The following is a 13,666-nucleotide window of genomic DNA, read 5'->3' as shown; positions in this document are numbered from 1 at the left end:
TCTCATCTCCAGGTTTTCTTCTTCTTCCAGCGCCGGTCGGCGCGAACGCCTTCTTCCTTCATGCCGAGGTAGAACTCCTTGATGTCCTCCTTCTCGCGCAGCCGGGCACAGGTGTCTTCCATCACGATGCGCCCGTTCTCCAGCACGTAGCCGTAGTCCGAGGCGTTGAGCGCCATGTTGGCGTTCTGTTCCACCAGCAGGATGGTGGTGCCGCGCTCGCGGTTGATGCGCACCACGATCTCGAAGATCTCCTTGGTGAGCTTCGGGGACAGGCCCAGGCTGGGCTCGTCGAGCAGGATCAGGTCGGGGTTGGCCATGAGCGCGCGGCTGATGGCCAGCATCTGCTGCTGACCGCCCGAGAGCAGGCCGGCGTCCTGCGCTGCGCGCTCCTTGAGGATGGGGAAGTAGCCGAACACCACCTCGACATCGCGCGCCACGCCATCGCGGTCCGATCGGGTGTAGGCGCCCATGAGCAGGTTGTCGCGCACCGACAGCAGCGGAAACACCTCGCGGCCCTCGGGCACGTGCATCAGGCCCTGCTGCACGATCAGGGCCGGATCCTGGGCGGTGATGTTCTCGCCCTTGAATTCGATCGATCCCTTGCGCGGGTCGATGATGCCGCTGATGGTCTTGAGGATGGTGGTCTTGCCGGCGCCGTTGGAGCCCAGCACGGTGGCGATCTCGCCGCGACGCACTTGCAGGCTCACCCCGCGGATGGCCTTGATGGGGCCGTAGGCACTCTCCACGTTGAGCAGCTTGAGCACGGCGTTGTCGGTCACGGGCGCGGTCATGCCTGGGCTCCCTGGCTGTGTGCCTTGTGGTTCTCGCGGCGCAGGTTGGACACGTCGTCGATGGAGCCCAGGTAGGCTTCGATCACGCCGGGGTCTCGCTGCACCTCGGCCGGCGTGCCGGTGGCCAGCTCGGCGCCCATGCTCATGGCCAGCACGCGGTCGGACACCTTGGAAACCAGGCCCATGTCGTGCTCCACCATCAGCACGGTGATGCCCAGCTCGTCCTTGATGTCGGTGATCCAGAAGGCCATGTCGTCGGTTTCCTCCACGTTCAGGCCCGAGGAGGGCTCGTCCAGCAGCAGCAGCTGGGGCTCGGTGCACAGGGCGCGCGCCAGCTCCACCACCTTGCGCACGCCGTAGGGCAGGCCCGCCACCATGGACTCGCGGTGGTGCTGCAGGTCCAGCAGCTCGATCACCTGCTCGACCTTCTCGCGCGCCTCGATCTCGGCCGCGCGGGTCCGGGCGGTGAAGAAGATCTCGCTCCACAGTCCGGTGCGGCGGTGGGTGTGGCGCCCGATCAGCAGGTTCTGCAGCACGGTGGCGTGCTCGAACAGCTCGATGTTCTGGAAGGTGCGCGCGATGCCGAGTTTGGCGATTTCGTGGGGGGCCTTGTCGGTCAGGCGCAGCATGCCGTCGGGGCCGGCGTAGTCGATGGTGCCGCTGGTGGGTGTGTAGATGCGGCTGATCAGGTTGAACACCGTGGTCTTGCCGGCGCCGTTGGGTCCGATCAGGGTGAACACCTCGCCGCGCCTGACGTCAAAGCTCACGTTGTTGACGGCCAGCACGCCGCCAAAGCGCACGCTCAGGTTCTGGGCCGACAGCAGCACATCGGCGTTGGGGGGTTGCGGCTGGCTCATTTGAGTCGATCCGATTTCTGAAAGGACTTCTGGCGCTTGAACATGCCGCGCCGGTAGAAGGGGAAGAGCTGGAAGTAGGTGCGGATCTTGAGCCAGCGCCCGTACAGGCCCATGGGCTCGAACAGCACGAAGGCCACCAGCACGATGCCGTAGACCGTGCCCTGCAGGCCGGTGGCCCCGCCGATGGCCGGCGGCAGGAAGTCCTTGGCCTGGGCAATCATCTGCGGCATGACGATCAGGAAGATCGCGCCCAGGAAGGCGCCGTGGATGGAACCCAGCCCGCCGATCACCACCATCAGCAGCAGGTCGATGGACTGGATGATGCTGAACTGCTCGGGCGACAGGAACTGGATCTTGTGCGCGTACAGGGCACCGCCGATGCCGGCGAGCGCGGCCGACAGCGCGAAGCTCAGCGTCTTGTAGCGCGCCAGGTGGATGCCCATGCTCTGCGCCGAGATCTCCGAGTCACGGATGGCCACGAAGGCACGACCGGTGGACGAGCGCATCAGGTTCACGATGGCCAGTGTGGCGCCCACGCACAGCAGCAGGCACAGGCCGTAGAACTCCTCGGTGGTGTCGAGCTGCCAGCCGAACAGCTGGGGCGGTTGCACCGACAGGCCGGCGTTGCCGCCGGTCACATGTTCCCAGCGCGCCATCACCTCCTCGACGATGAAGCCGAAGGCCAGGGTGGCCATGCCCAGGTAGATGCCCTTGACGCGCAGCGCCGGCAGGCCCACCACCATGCCCACCGCCGCCGACAGCAGTCCGGCGCACACCAGCGCCAGCGGAAACGGCAGCCCGGCGTTGACCAGCACCGCCTGCGTGTAGGCGCCCACGCCCAGGAAGGCAGCGTGGCCCAGCGAGAACAGCCCGGTGAAGCCGGCCAGCAGCATCAGTCCCAGGCCCACGATGGCGTAGATCAGCACGAAGGTCAGCTGCGCCAGCCAGTACTCGTCCACCACCCAGGGCGCGGCCACCAGGAAGAGCATCAGCGCGCTGTACCAGAAGGTGTGGCCGCCGTGTTTGGCCAGCCGGATGTCCTGGTCGTAGTCGGTCTTGAAGATGTATCGCATGGGGTCAGACTTTCTTGCGCAGCTTCTCGCCGAACAGGCCGTTGGGCTTGAGCACCAGCATCAGCAGCACCACGATGTAGGGGGCGATGTCCTTGAAGCCCTCGGGCAGGTAGAAGCCCGAGAAGGCCTCGACGATGCCGATCACCAGGCCGCCCACGATGGCGCCGGGCAGGCTGCTGAAGCCGCCCACCACCGCCGCCGGGAAGGCCTTCAGGCCGATGAAGCCCATGTTGGCGTGCACGAAGGTGATGGGGGCCAGCAGCAGGCCGGCCACCGCCGCCACACCCGCGGCCAGTCCCCACACCAGGCCGTTGAGCCGCTTGACCGGGATGCCCATGTAGTAGGCCGCCAGCTGGTTCTGCGACGAGGCCTGCATGGCAATGCCCAGCTTGCTGTACTTGAACATCGCGAACAGCAGCCCGCACAGCAGCGCGGTCGCGCCGATCACCACCAGCTGTTCGGCCGCGATGACGGCGGTGCCCAGCTTCAGCACCTCGCCGGCGTAGGGCACGGGCAGCGTGTGGGTGTCGGTGCCGACGTTGGGGATCATGGTGATCAGGCCGCGCGCCACATAGCCCACGCCGATGGTCAGCATCACGATGGAAAAAGCCGGTTGTCCCAGGATGGGCCGCACCACCAGGCGCTCCAGCACGAAGCCGAACACCATCATGGCCACCACCGCGCTGGCGATGCCCAGCCAGAAGGGAAATCCGAGCGCCGTCGTCGCGGCGAGTCCACAAAACGCGCCCACCATCATCAGGTCGCCCTGGGCGAAACTCACGGTTTCAGTGGCCTTGTAGATCAGCACAAAACCCAGGGCGATCAATCCGTAGATACACCCCTGGGCGGCGCCGCTGATCAGCAGTTGCAGCAGTTGCACGCATGTCTCCTTGCTTGTGAGTGCGTGAGTTATAGCGGTAAGCTTCCGCGAGCCCCCTAGGGTTCTTCCCCATGTCGAGTCGCCCATGCGCCAGTGCATGGCGCGGCGTTCACAGGTCTTTCCACACAGCGGGTTGTTGATGAACAAAAGTGGTGCAGCAGGCCCCGTGCAAGGGGTGCATGTCGAGCAAGTTGGTGCCGTCACGGTGGTCACGCTGGAGCGTCCCGACGTGCGCAACGCGGTCGACGACAGCACCGCGCGCGCCTTGTTCGAGGCCTTTGTCGCCTTTGATGACGACCCCGACGCACGGGTGGCGGTGTTTCATGGCGGACATGGCCATTTCTGCGCGGGCTGGGACCTGCAGCATGGGGCGGCGCTGGCGCGCCAAGGCGAGGACATGGCGCAGGCCATCGCCCGGCGGCTGGACTTCGCGGCGGACGAACCGCGCCCGCCCGGGCCCATGGGGCCGTCGCGCCTGCTGTTGTCCAAGCCGGTGATCGCGGCGGTGGCGGGCGCGGCCGTGGCCGGCGGCATGGAGCTGGCCTTGTGGTGCGACATGCGGGTGCTGGAGGCCGATGCCTACTTCGGCGTCTATTGCCGGCGTTTTGGCGTGCCGCTGATCGACGGCGGCACCGTGCGGCTGCCGCGCCTGATCGGCATGGGGCATGCCATGGACCTGATCCTGACCGGGCGCAAGGTCGAGGCCGACGAGGCCTTGCGCATGGGCCTGGCCAACCGGGTGGTGCCCACCGGCACCGCGCGCGAGGCCGCCATCGCGCTGGCGCAGCAACTGGCGACCTTTCCCCAGGCCACGATGCGGGCCGACCGCCTCAGCGCCTACCGGCAATGGGACCTGCCCTTGCCGCAGGCCCTGCACCAGGAGTGGGCGCAGGGCCGCGATTGCCTGGGCGAGGCCTTGGCGGGGGCCACGCGCTTCACCGGCGGGGCAGGGCGCCACGGCCGGTTCTGAGAACGCACTTCAGCGCGGGGTCAGCGCGGAATGGGGCGTGGCCGGCCGTCGTCGTCGATGGCCACATAGGTCAGGCTCGCCTCGGTCACCTTCACGTACTGGCCCTGGGAGCGGAAGCGTTCGGCGTACACCTCCACCTGCACCGTGATGGAGGTGCGTCCGACGCGGGTGACGCTGGAGAAGAAGCTCAGGATGTCGCCCACCCGCACCGGTTGCTTGAAGATGAATTCGTTGACCGCCACCGTGGCCATGCGGCCCTGCACGTGGCGCGCGGGCAGCACCGAACCGGCGAGGTCGACCTGGGCCATGACCCAGCCGCCAAAGATGTCGCCGTTGGCGTTGCAGTCGGCCGGCATGGGGATGACCTTGAGCACCAGTTCCTTGTCCACGGGCAAGGGCACTGGGTTGACGAGGGGAGGGGTGTCGGTGGACATGGGCACAATCGGTGAACAAAGATTCCGGATTGTCTCCCATGCGTTCCTTTTCGCCCTCCCACGCCGGCCCGGCCCCGGCACCTTCCCCTGGCCAGAAGGGGCGCTCGGACTGGGCCACCCTGCAGCGCCTGCTGCCCTACCTGTGGCGCTACAAGTGGCGCGTGATGTTGGCCCTGGCCTTCATGGTGGGCGCCAAGGCCGCCAACGTGAGCGTGCCCCTGCTGCTCAAGAAGTTGGTGGACGCCATGAACATCGCGCCGGGCAGCGCGCAGGCCATGCTGGTGGTGCCGGTGGGCCTGCTGGTGGCTTATGGGCTGCTGCGGTTTTCCACCAGCCTGTTCACCGAGCTGCGCGAGCTGGTGTTCGCCAAGGCCACCGAGGGCGCCACCCGCAGCATCGCGCTGGAGGTGTTTGGCCACCTGCACGCCCTGAGCCTGCGCTTCCACCTGGAGCGCCAGACCGGCGGCATGACCCGCGACATCGAGCGCGGCACCCGCGGCGTGCAGTCGCTCATCTCCTACTCGCTCTACAGCATTTTTCCGACGATCATCGAGGTGGTGTTCGTGCTGGCCGTGCTGGGCAGCCAGTTCGACATGTGGTACGTGTGGATGACGCTGAGCGCGCTGGTGCTCTATGTTGGCTTCACGGTCTGGGTCACCGAGTGGCGCACGCAGTTTCGCCGCCGCATGAACGAGATCGAATCGCAGAGCCAGACCAAGGCCATCGACTCGCTGCTCAACTACGAGACCGTCAAGTACTTCAACAACGAGGCCTTCGAGGCGCGCCGCTACGACGAAAGCCTGGAGAAGCTGCGCCGCGCGCGCATCAAGAGCCAGACCACGCTGTCCCTGCTCAACACCGGGCAACAGCTCATCATTGCCGTGGCGCTGGTGGCCATGTTGTGGCGCGCCACCCAGGGCGTGGCCAGCGGCGCCATGTCGTTGGGCGATCTGGTCATGATCAACGCCTTCATGATCCAGCTCTACATCCCGCTGGGCTTTCTGGGCGTGTTGTACCGCGAGATCAAGCAAAGCCTCACCGACCTCGACAAGATGTTTGTGCTGCTGGAAAAGGAGCGTGAGATTGCCGACGCGCCTGGCGCCACCGAACTGCGGCTGGACGGCCCGCCGACGGTGCGTTTCGAGGACGTGCGCTTCAGCTACGAGCCGGCGCGCGAGATCCTGCATGGCATCAGCTTCGAGATTCCCGCCGGCAAGACGGTGGCCGTGGTGGGGCCGTCCGGTTCGGGCAAGTCCACGCTGGCGCGCCTGCTCTACCGCTTTTATGACGTGAACGCCGGGCGCATCACCATCCATGGTGAAGATGTGCGCCAGGTCACGCAGGCCAGTGTGCGCCACGCCATCGGCATCGTGCCGCAGGACACCGTGCTGTTCAACGACAGCATCGAATACAACATCCTCTATGGCCGTCCCGACGCCGGGCACGAGGCGGCGGTGGCCGCCGCGCAGGCGGCGCACATCCACGGCTTCATCAGCCGCCTGCCCCAGGGTTACGCCACCACCGTGGGCGAGCGCGGGCTCAAGCTCTCGGGCGGCGAGAAGCAGCGCGTGGCCATCGCGCGCACCCTGCTCAAGAACCCGCCCATCGTCATCTTCGACGAGGCCACCTCAGCGCTGGACTCGGCCAACGAGCGCGCCATCCAGGGCGAGCTGAAAACGGCGGCGCGCAACAAGACCTCGCTGGTCATCGCCCACCGTCTGTCCACCGTGGTCGATGCCCACGAGATCATCGTGCTGGAGCACGGCCACATCGTCGAGCGCGGCACCCACGCCGACCTGGTGGCGCGTGGCGGCGTGTACGCCGGCATGTGGGCGCTGCAGCAAAGTGGTGCCGATGGCATCGCTGGTGGCGTCGCATAATCGCGCTCCATGGAAACCAAGTGGCTTGAGGATTTTGTCAGCCTGGCCGAGACGCGCAGCTTCAGCCGCTCGGCCCAGTTGCGCCACGTGACCCAGCCGGCCTTCTCTCGCCGCATCCAGTCGCTGGAGGCCTGGGCCGGCACCGACCTGGTGGACCGTTCCAGCTACCCCACGCGGCTGACCCCCGCCGGGCAGACCCTGTACGAGCAATCGCTGGACATCCTGCAGTCGCTGCAGTCCACCCGCACCATGCTGCGTTCGCACACGGCGGCGGCGCAGGACGTGATCGAGTTCGCCGTCCCGCACACCCTGGCCTTCACTTTTTTCCCGGCCTGGCTGTCCGGCCTGCGCGATGTGTGTGGCCCGGTCAAGACGCGGCTGATCGCGCTCAACGTGCACGATGCCGTGATGCGCATGGTCGAAGGCAGTTGCGACCTGCTGATCGCCTACCACCACGCCTCGCAGCCCATACAGTTGGACACCGACCGCTACGAGATGCTGCCGCTGGGGCGCGAGACACTGGCGCCCTATGTCAAGCCCAACGCCGATGGCGAACCCATGCACCGCCTGCCCGGCCAGGCCAGCCACCCCTTGCCCTACCTGGCCTACGCGCCCGGCGCCTACCTGGGGCGGGTGGTCGAGCTGATCCTCAAGCAGTCGGGTGCCGTCACCTGGCTGGACCGGGTCTACGAGACCGACATGGCCGAGGGCCTCAAGGCCATGGCGCTCGAAGGTCACGGCATCGCCTTCCTGCCCTCCAGCGCGGTGCGCAAGGACCTGCGCGCGCACAAGCTGGTGCCGGCGGGTGGTGACCTGGAGATGGCGCTGGACATCCGCATCTACCGCGAGCGGCCTGTGGGGACCAAGTCCAAACGCGCGGTCGACCGCTTCTGGGACGATTTGTCGCGTCAGTTGGCGGGTTGACTGTTTGCCCTCGCTTCGCCCGACGGCCTGGGGTGCCTGCCTCCGCGGCTGTCCTCCGCCGGCTGCGCCGGCTCCCCCTTTATGCCGCTGCGCCAGACGCCCCAGTCCATCGGTCAACCAGCCTGTGGGTGTGCCAGCGGTGGTGCGCCAAGATCGCTTCAGATCGGGGTGACCGGGTGGCCTGCAGAGCGAGGTAAAGGAGGAGCCGGCGCAGCCGGCGGGGGACACGAGCGGCGCAGGCCACCCGGTCGCCCCGATCTCGCCAACAACCATGGTGAGAAAATAAACCCATGAGCGCCAACCACATCACCCTCACCCGCCCCGACGACTGGCACCTGCACGTGCGCGACGGCGACCCGCTGCACACCGTGGTGCCCCACACCGCCGCACAGTTCGGGCGTGCCATCATCATGCCCAATCTGCGCCCGCCGGTGACCACCGCCGCGCAGGCCCTGGCCTACAAACAGCGCATCCAGGCGGCCGTGCCCGCCGGCGTGGCCTTCGAACCGCTGATGACGCTGTACCTGACCGACAACCTGCCTGCCGACGAAATCAAGCGTGCCAAAGACGCGGGTGTGGTCGCTGCCAAGCTCTACCCGGCCGGTGCCACCACCAACAGCGATGCCGGCGTGACCGACATCCGCAAGACCTACGCCACGCTGGAAGCCATGCAGCGCGAGGGCCTGCTGCTGCTGGTGCACGGCGAAGTCACCAGCCCCGAGATCGACCTGTTCGACCGCGAAGCCGCCTTCATCGAGCAGCACCTCATCCCGCTGCGCGCCGCCTTCCCCGAACTCAAGATCGTCTTCGAGCACATCACCACCAAGGACGCCGCCGACTACGTGAGCGAGGCCGACCGCTTCCTGGGTGCCACCCTCACCGCGCACCACCTGCTCTACAACCGCAACGCCATCTTCACCGGCGGCATCCGCCCACACTACTACTGCCTGCCGGTGCTCAAGCGCGAAACCCACCGCCTGGCGCTGGTGCAGGCCGCCACCAGCGGCCACCCGCGCTTTTTCCTGGGCACCGACAGCGCCCCGCACCCGGCCCACCTCAAGGAACACGCCACCGGCTGCGCCGGCTGCTACACCGCCCACGCCGCCATCGAGATGTACGCCGAGGCCTTCGACGCTGCTGGCGCGCTGGACAAGCTCGAAGGCTTCGCCAGCTTCTTTGGGGCCGATTTCTACGGCCTGCCGCGCAACACCGGCACCATCACCCTGCGGCGCGAAAGTTGGACACCGCCCGAGTCCTTCGCCTTCGGCGAGGCCGAACTCAAGCCCCTGCGTTCGGGCGAGGCGCTGCCCTGGCGCCTGGTGCATGCCGCCTGAGATCGTCTGGTCGGCACCCTGGCTGGCGGGCTGGCGCACCAGGGGCATGCCCCTGGCCGGCTGCTGGCGGGCGGGCGAACCGCTGCCGGACCTGCTGTCGGCCGCCGGAGAGGCGCAAGGGCTGTCAGTCAGCTTTGTCCCGCAGTCAGCCCTGCCCGAAGGCACGGCCTACGAGCGTTTCATCTTCGACCAGCGCCAGGTGCCCACGCGCGAGAACCTGCACGACTTCTTCAACGGCCTGTGCTGGCTGCGTTTCCCCCGGACCAAGCAACAGCTCAACCGCCTGCAGGCGGCCGAGATCGCGCGCCAGGGTGTGCAGGGCACACGCGGCCCCTTGCGCGACGCCCTCACCCTGTTCGACGAAAACGCCGCCCTCTTGCAGGCGCCCGAAGCCTTGTGGACGGCCCTGCTGGCGCGCGACTGGCGCCGGCTGTTCGTGGACCTGCGGCCGCTGTGGGCGCAGGCGCGCCTGGAGCTGTTCGGCCACGCCTTGCTGGAAAAGCTGGTGTCGCCCTACAAAAGCATCACCGCCCATGTGTACGTGGTGCCGGTGCCGCCGGGTCAGGCTGACGATGTGGCCTGGGACGCCTGGCTGGCCGGCAGCCTCGGGGCCGAGGGCCTGCGCGCCAAACCCTTCACCCCGCTGCCGGTGCTGGGCGTGCCCGGCTGGTGGCCCTGGAACGAGGACCCCGCCTTCTACGCCGATGCCGATGTCTTCCGTGCCCGCAAGGTCCCCACGGCGCGCGTGGCCTTGCTTGAAATGGGGCGGCGGCGCCCCCACTATCATGCGGCCCTTGTTTCTACCCCGGAGAACCCATGAAACGCATCCTGTTGTTTGTCCTCACCAACGTCGCCGTCATGCTGGTGCTGAGCATCACGGCCAGCCTGCTGGGCGTCAACCGCTACCTCACCGCCAACGGTCTGAACATGGGCGCGCTGATGGGGTTTTCGCTGATCATGGGTTTTGGCGGCGCCATCATCTCGCTGCTGATCAGCAAGCCCATGGCCAAGTTCAGCACCGGCGCGCGCGTGATCAACCAGCCGCAGAACGCCGATGAGGCCTGGATCGTGCAGACGGTGCAGCGCTTTGCCGAAAAGGCCGGCATCGGCATGCCCGAAGTGGCCATCTACGACGGCGAGCCCAACGCCTTCGCCACCGGCGCCTTCAAGAACTCGGCCCTGGTGGCGGTGTCCACCGGCTTGCTGCACAACATGACACGCGAGGAGGTCGAGGCCGTGATCGGCCACGAGGTCGCCCACGTGGCCAACGGCGACATGGTCACCATGACCCTGATCCAGGGCGTGATGAACACCTTCGTGGTCTTCCTGAGCCGCGTCATCGGCTATGCCGTCGACAGCTTCCTGCGCAAGGGCGACAGCGAGAACTCGGGCCCTGGCATCGGCTACATGGTCACCACCGTGGTGCTGGACATCCTGCTGGGCTTCGTGGCCGCCATCATCGTGGCCTGGTTCAGCCGCCAGCGCGAGTTCCGCGCTGACGCGGGTGCCGCCCACCTCATGGGCCGCAAGCAACCCATGATCAACGCCCTGGCCCGCCTGGGCGGCATGGTGCCCGGCGAGCTGCCCAAGACCATGCAGGCCATGGGCATTGCCGGCGGCCTGGGCAAGCTGTTCTCGACCCACCCGCCGATGGAAGAGCGCATCGCCCGCCTGCAGCAGGCCGGCTGACCCGCCCCCACGCCAACAAAAATGCCAGCCTTTCGGGGCTGGCATTTTTTTGTCCGCCGGCGCCCGGCCGGCGCGGCTCACATCCGGTCGTTGTCGCCGTCGGCGGGGCGCCGTTGGGGCAGCAGCGGCGACGGACGGATGTGGGGCGGCGGGGCGGGAGGCGCCGCCTGGCGGCGGTCATCCCTCCGCGCTTCCTGTCGGTCGTCCCGCCGGTCGTCCCGGCGTTCGCCGCGGCGCTCGTCACGCCGGTCATCCCGGCGGCCGTCCCGGTGGTCCCAGCGGTCTCTGTCCGGACGGATGTAGATCGGTGCCGGCACCACCACCCGGGGCGGCGGGAAGTAGGGGTCGGGCGCGACGATGATGCGCGTGACCGTTGGCGGCGAGATGTATTGGGGGGCGTACTGCGGCGCATATTGCGGTGCGTACTGAGGGGCATACTGGGGCGCGTAGCCGGGCGAGGGGTAGGCCTGGGGCGGGTTGTCCGGCATGGCGCCCAGCGGGCTGACCTGCAAGTCGATGTAGGGGCCGGGCGGCTCGGCCATGCGCACGTTGTATTGCCTGCCGGCGTATTCGTAGACCACGTCATAGGCGACCGCACGGTCTTCGTAGACCGTCTGGGTGCCACACTGCCGCACCACCCGCGTCTGGGGCTGGCCGCCACCTTCGATGCGGTCGCCCAGCACGGCACCACCGATGACGCCGATGACGGTGGCCGCCGCGCGGCCCGCGCCATCGCCGATGGCATTGCCCGCCGCGCCGCCGGCGATACCGCCCAGCAACGCACCGGCCCCCGATTTCTGGCCCTGCTCGACGACCGTGCGGTCAGTGCAGACCTCGCGTGGCACGGCCACGGCCTGCATCACCGGCGTGCTGCTGAGGACCCGGCCCTGCTCCTGCGCCTGGGCGCAACCCGTCAGCGACACCATGGCGGCGCCCGCCAGGCCCGCCAAGCCGCGTGTCCAATGGCTGTGTGTCTTCATCTCAACCTCATGACCCAACAGTGGGTGGACAAAGTGTGCGCCTCTTGTGTCAAGCGCTTGTGAATCCCTGTTGTAACCAGTGGCAACATCACCACCACTGGTCTCAGGCGGCGGCCATCTGCCGTGCCAGCGCCTCGGCCACCCGAATGCCGTCCACCCCGGCCGACAAAATGCCGCCGGCGTAGCCCGCGCCCTCGCCGGCGGGGTAAAGCCCGCGCACGTTGGTGCTTTGCAGGTCCTCGCCGCGCGGCAGGCGTATCGGTGAGGAGGTGCGGGTTTCGACGCCGGTCAGCACCGCGTCAAAGCGGTCGAAGCCCACGATCTTCTTGCCGAAGGCCGGGAAGGCCTCGCGCATGGCCTCGATGGCGTAGGCGGGCAGGGCGGTGTCAAGCTCGCCCAGGGTCACGCCCGGCTTGTAGGACGGTTCCACCTCGCCCAGCGCGGTCGACGCGCGGCCGGCGACAAAATCGCCCACCAGCTGGCCTGGCGCGTTGTAGTTGCCGCCGCCCAGCACGTAGGCGTGTGATTCGAGCGCGCGCTGCAGCGCGATGCCGGCCAGCGGGCCGCCGGGAAAGTCGCGCTCGGGGTCGATGCCGACCACGATGCCGGCGTTGGCGTTGCGCTCGTTGCGCGAGTACTGGCTCATGCCGTTGGTGACCACCCGTTCGGGCTCGGAGGTGGCGGCCACCACCGTGCCACCGGGACACATGCAGAAGCTGTAGACCGCACGGCCGTTGCTGGCGTGGTGTACCAGCCGGTATTCGGCCGCCCCCAGCAGCGGGTGGCCGGCGTGCCGGCCCCAGCGGGCGCGGTCGATCACGCCCTGCGGGTGCTCGACCCGGAAGCCGACCGAGAAGGGCTTGGCCTCGATGTCCACGCCACGCGCGTGCAGCGCGGCGAAGGTGTCGCGTGCGCTGTGGCCCAGGGCCAGCACGGCGTGGTCGGTGCGCAGTTCCTGGGCCTGGCCGCTGGCGAGGTCGCGCACCGTCAGGCCACGCAGCGCACCGTCCACGATGTGCACGTCGCTCACGTGCTGCTCGAAGCGGATCTCACCGCCCAGGCGCACGATTTCCTCGCGCATGTGCTCCACCACCTTGACCAGCTTGAAGGTGCCGATGTGGGGGTGGGCCTCGTAGAGGATTTCGATGGGAGCGCCGGCGTCGACGAATTCCCGCATGACCTTGCGGCCCAGGAAGCGAGGGTCCTTGATCTGGCTGTAGAGCTTGCCGTCCGAAAACAGCCCGGCGCCGCCTTCACCGAATTGCACGTTGCTCTCGGGCAGCAGCACGCGTTTGCGCCACAGGCCCCAGGTGTCCTTGGTGCGCTGTCGCACCGGGCGCCCGCGCTCCAGCACGATGGGCTTGAAGCCCATCTGCGCCAGCGTCAGCGCGGCAAAGATGCCACAGGGTCCGAAGCCCACCACCACCGGGCGGTGAGGCAGGCTGGCCGGTGCGGCGCAGGGAGGCGTCCAACCCATGTCGGGCGTGGGGCCGACATGTGGACGGCCGGCGTGCCGCGCCAGCAGGGCGGTCTCGGCGGCTGGGTCGGTCAGCTCGAGGTCGACGATGTAGACCGCCAGCAACGCGGCCTTGCGGGCATCAAAGCTGCGTTTGAAGACCTGCAGACGGGCAATGGCCTCGGGCGCGATGCCCAGCAACTCGGCCGCCAGGCGCGTGAGCACGGCGATGGGGTGGGGCGGCGGCGCGCGGTCGGCCTCGGTTTCGGTCGGGGCGTCGGCGGCGCGGCGGTGTTCCACCGGCACGTCGGCCAGCGACAACTTGAGTTCGGTCAGTCGGATCATGGGGGCTCGTGTTGATCAAGCAGGCCCCCATTTTAGTTTCGGCCCGTGTGCTT

At 67.9% G+C, this 13,666-nt stretch carries 13 protein-coding genes; 6 read left to right on the top strand and 7 right to left on the bottom strand.

Features of this window, described 5'->3' with window-relative positions; translation table 11 throughout:
* Positions 1-2: 2 nt before the first annotated feature.
* From AAHB17_RS10750 to AAHB17_RS10735, 4 genes are read right to left on the bottom strand one after another with little or no spacing between them, the layout of a single operon-like run.
* Positions 3-791, bottom strand: coding sequence for an ABC transporter ATP-binding protein (locus tag AAHB17_RS10750; protein WP_342130567.1), 789 nt, complete (start codon positions 789-791; stop codon positions 3-5).
* Positions 788-1,648, bottom strand: coding sequence for an ABC transporter ATP-binding protein (locus AAHB17_RS10745; protein WP_342130566.1), 861 nt, complete (start codon positions 1,646-1,648; stop codon positions 788-790). Before AAHB17_RS10745 ends, AAHB17_RS10750 begins: the two co-directional genes overlap by 4 nt.
* Complete coding sequence (locus tag AAHB17_RS10740; protein ID WP_342130565.1) at positions 1,645-2,721, bottom strand: branched-chain amino acid ABC transporter permease; 1,077 nt, start codon at positions 2,719-2,721, stop codon at positions 1,645-1,647. The genes AAHB17_RS10745 and AAHB17_RS10740 overlap by 4 nt, the downstream gene beginning before the upstream one ends.
* 4 nt (positions 2,722-2,725) lie before the next feature.
* Positions 2,726-3,601: a branched-chain amino acid ABC transporter permease gene (locus tag AAHB17_RS10735; protein ID WP_342130564.1), complete on the bottom strand. Its 876-nt coding sequence runs from the start codon at positions 3,599-3,601 to the stop codon at positions 2,726-2,728.
* 139 nt (positions 3,602-3,740) lie between these two features.
* On the opposite strand from AAHB17_RS10735, the gene AAHB17_RS10730 reads away from it, so the two are divergent.
* Positions 3,741-4,571, top strand: coding sequence for a crotonase/enoyl-CoA hydratase family protein (locus tag AAHB17_RS10730; protein ID WP_342130563.1), 831 nt, complete (start codon positions 3,741-3,743; stop codon positions 4,569-4,571).
* 20 nt (positions 4,572-4,591) lie between these two features.
* Here the strand turns inward: AAHB17_RS10730 and AAHB17_RS10725 are convergent, their stop codons facing one another.
* Positions 4,592-5,005, bottom strand: coding sequence for an acyl-CoA thioesterase (locus AAHB17_RS10725; protein WP_342130562.1), 414 nt, complete (start codon positions 5,003-5,005; stop codon positions 4,592-4,594).
* 38 nt (positions 5,006-5,043) lie between these two features.
* Here AAHB17_RS10725 and AAHB17_RS10720 point away from each other — a divergent pair, with 38 nt between their 5' ends.
* From AAHB17_RS10720 to htpX, 5 genes are all read left to right on the top strand, one after another.
* Positions 5,044-6,885: an ABCB family ABC transporter ATP-binding protein/permease gene (locus AAHB17_RS10720; RefSeq protein WP_342130561.1), complete on the top strand. Its 1,842-nt coding sequence runs from the start codon at positions 5,044-5,046 to the stop codon at positions 6,883-6,885.
* A gap of 9 nt (positions 6,886-6,894) precedes the next feature.
* Positions 6,895-7,809, top strand: coding sequence for a LysR substrate-binding domain-containing protein (locus AAHB17_RS10715; RefSeq protein WP_342130560.1), 915 nt, complete (start codon positions 6,895-6,897; stop codon positions 7,807-7,809).
* A 290-nt stretch (positions 7,810-8,099) separates the two neighbouring features.
* A complete protein-coding gene (pyrC, locus tag AAHB17_RS10710) occupies positions 8,100-9,143 on the top strand; it encodes a dihydroorotase (RefSeq protein ID WP_342130558.1) in 1,044 nt (347 codons plus the stop codon).
* A complete protein-coding gene (locus AAHB17_RS10705) occupies positions 9,133-9,963 on the top strand; it encodes a DUF3025 domain-containing protein (RefSeq protein WP_342130557.1) in 831 nt (276 codons plus the stop codon). Before pyrC ends, AAHB17_RS10705 begins: the two co-directional genes overlap by 11 nt.
* Complete coding sequence (gene htpX / locus AAHB17_RS10700) at positions 9,960-10,832, top strand: protease HtpX (RefSeq protein ID WP_342130556.1); 873 nt, start codon at positions 9,960-9,962, stop codon at positions 10,830-10,832. The genes AAHB17_RS10705 and htpX overlap by 4 nt, the downstream gene beginning before the upstream one ends.
* Positions 10,833-10,909: 77 nt before the next feature.
* Here htpX and AAHB17_RS10695 read toward each other — a convergent pair whose 3' ends face one another.
* Together AAHB17_RS10695 and AAHB17_RS10690 are read right to left on the bottom strand one after the other, a co-directional pair.
* Positions 10,910-11,812, bottom strand: coding sequence for a glycine zipper 2TM domain-containing protein (locus AAHB17_RS10695; protein ID WP_342130555.1), 903 nt, complete (start codon positions 11,810-11,812; stop codon positions 10,910-10,912).
* Positions 11,813-11,915: 103 nt separating this feature from the next.
* On the bottom strand, positions 11,916-13,613 hold the full coding sequence (locus tag AAHB17_RS10690; RefSeq protein WP_342130554.1) for an NAD(P)/FAD-dependent oxidoreductase: 1,698 nt from the start codon (positions 13,611-13,613) through the stop codon (positions 11,916-11,918).
* Positions 13,614-13,666: the final 53 nt, after the last annotated feature.

The sequence above is a fragment of the Hydrogenophaga sp. OTU3427 genome (genome assembly GCF_038440225.1).
In the GTDB taxonomy this organism is placed as follows: Bacteria; Pseudomonadota; Gammaproteobacteria; order Burkholderiales; family Burkholderiaceae_C; genus Hydrogenophaga.
The sequence above is the reverse complement of the archived record's forward strand: the minus strand, read 5'-3'. Positions and strand labels throughout refer to the sequence as shown.

What these genes read in the sequence shown, in the direction of transcription:
- AAHB17_RS10750 (WP_342130567.1), bottom strand. Translation starts at nt 791, where the DNA reads ATGACCGCGCCCGTGACCGACAACGCCGTGCTCAAGCTGCTCAACGTG.
- AAHB17_RS10745 (WP_342130566.1), bottom strand. Translation starts at nt 1,648, where the DNA reads ATGAGCCAGCCGCAACCCCCCAACGCCGATGTGCTGCTGTCGGCCCAG.
- AAHB17_RS10740 (WP_342130565.1), bottom strand. Translation starts at nt 2,721, where the DNA reads ATGCGATACATCTTCAAGACCGACTACGACCAGGACATCCGGCTGGCC.
- AAHB17_RS10730 (WP_342130563.1), top strand. Translation starts at nt 3,741, where the DNA reads ATGAACAAAAGTGGTGCAGCAGGCCCCGTGCAAGGGGTGCATGTCGAG.
- AAHB17_RS10725 (WP_342130562.1), bottom strand. Translation starts at nt 5,005, where the DNA reads ATGTCCACCGACACCCCTCCCCTCGTCAACCCAGTGCCCTTGCCCGTG.
- AAHB17_RS10720 (WP_342130561.1), top strand. Translation starts at nt 5,044, where the DNA reads ATGCGTTCCTTTTCGCCCTCCCACGCCGGCCCGGCCCCGGCACCTTCC.
- AAHB17_RS10715 (WP_342130560.1), top strand. Translation starts at nt 6,895, where the DNA reads ATGGAAACCAAGTGGCTTGAGGATTTTGTCAGCCTGGCCGAGACGCGC.
- pyrC (WP_342130558.1), top strand. Translation starts at nt 8,100, where the DNA reads ATGAGCGCCAACCACATCACCCTCACCCGCCCCGACGACTGGCACCTG.
- AAHB17_RS10705 (WP_342130557.1), top strand. Translation starts at nt 9,133, where the DNA reads ATGCCGCCTGAGATCGTCTGGTCGGCACCCTGGCTGGCGGGCTGGCGC.
- htpX (WP_342130556.1), top strand. Translation starts at nt 9,960, where the DNA reads ATGAAACGCATCCTGTTGTTTGTCCTCACCAACGTCGCCGTCATGCTG.
- AAHB17_RS10695 (WP_342130555.1), bottom strand. Translation starts at nt 11,812, where the DNA reads ATGAAGACACACAGCCATTGGACACGCGGCTTGGCGGGCCTGGCGGGC.
- AAHB17_RS10690 (WP_342130554.1), bottom strand. Translation starts at nt 13,613, where the DNA reads ATGATCCGACTGACCGAACTCAAGTTGTCGCTGGCCGACGTGCCGGTG.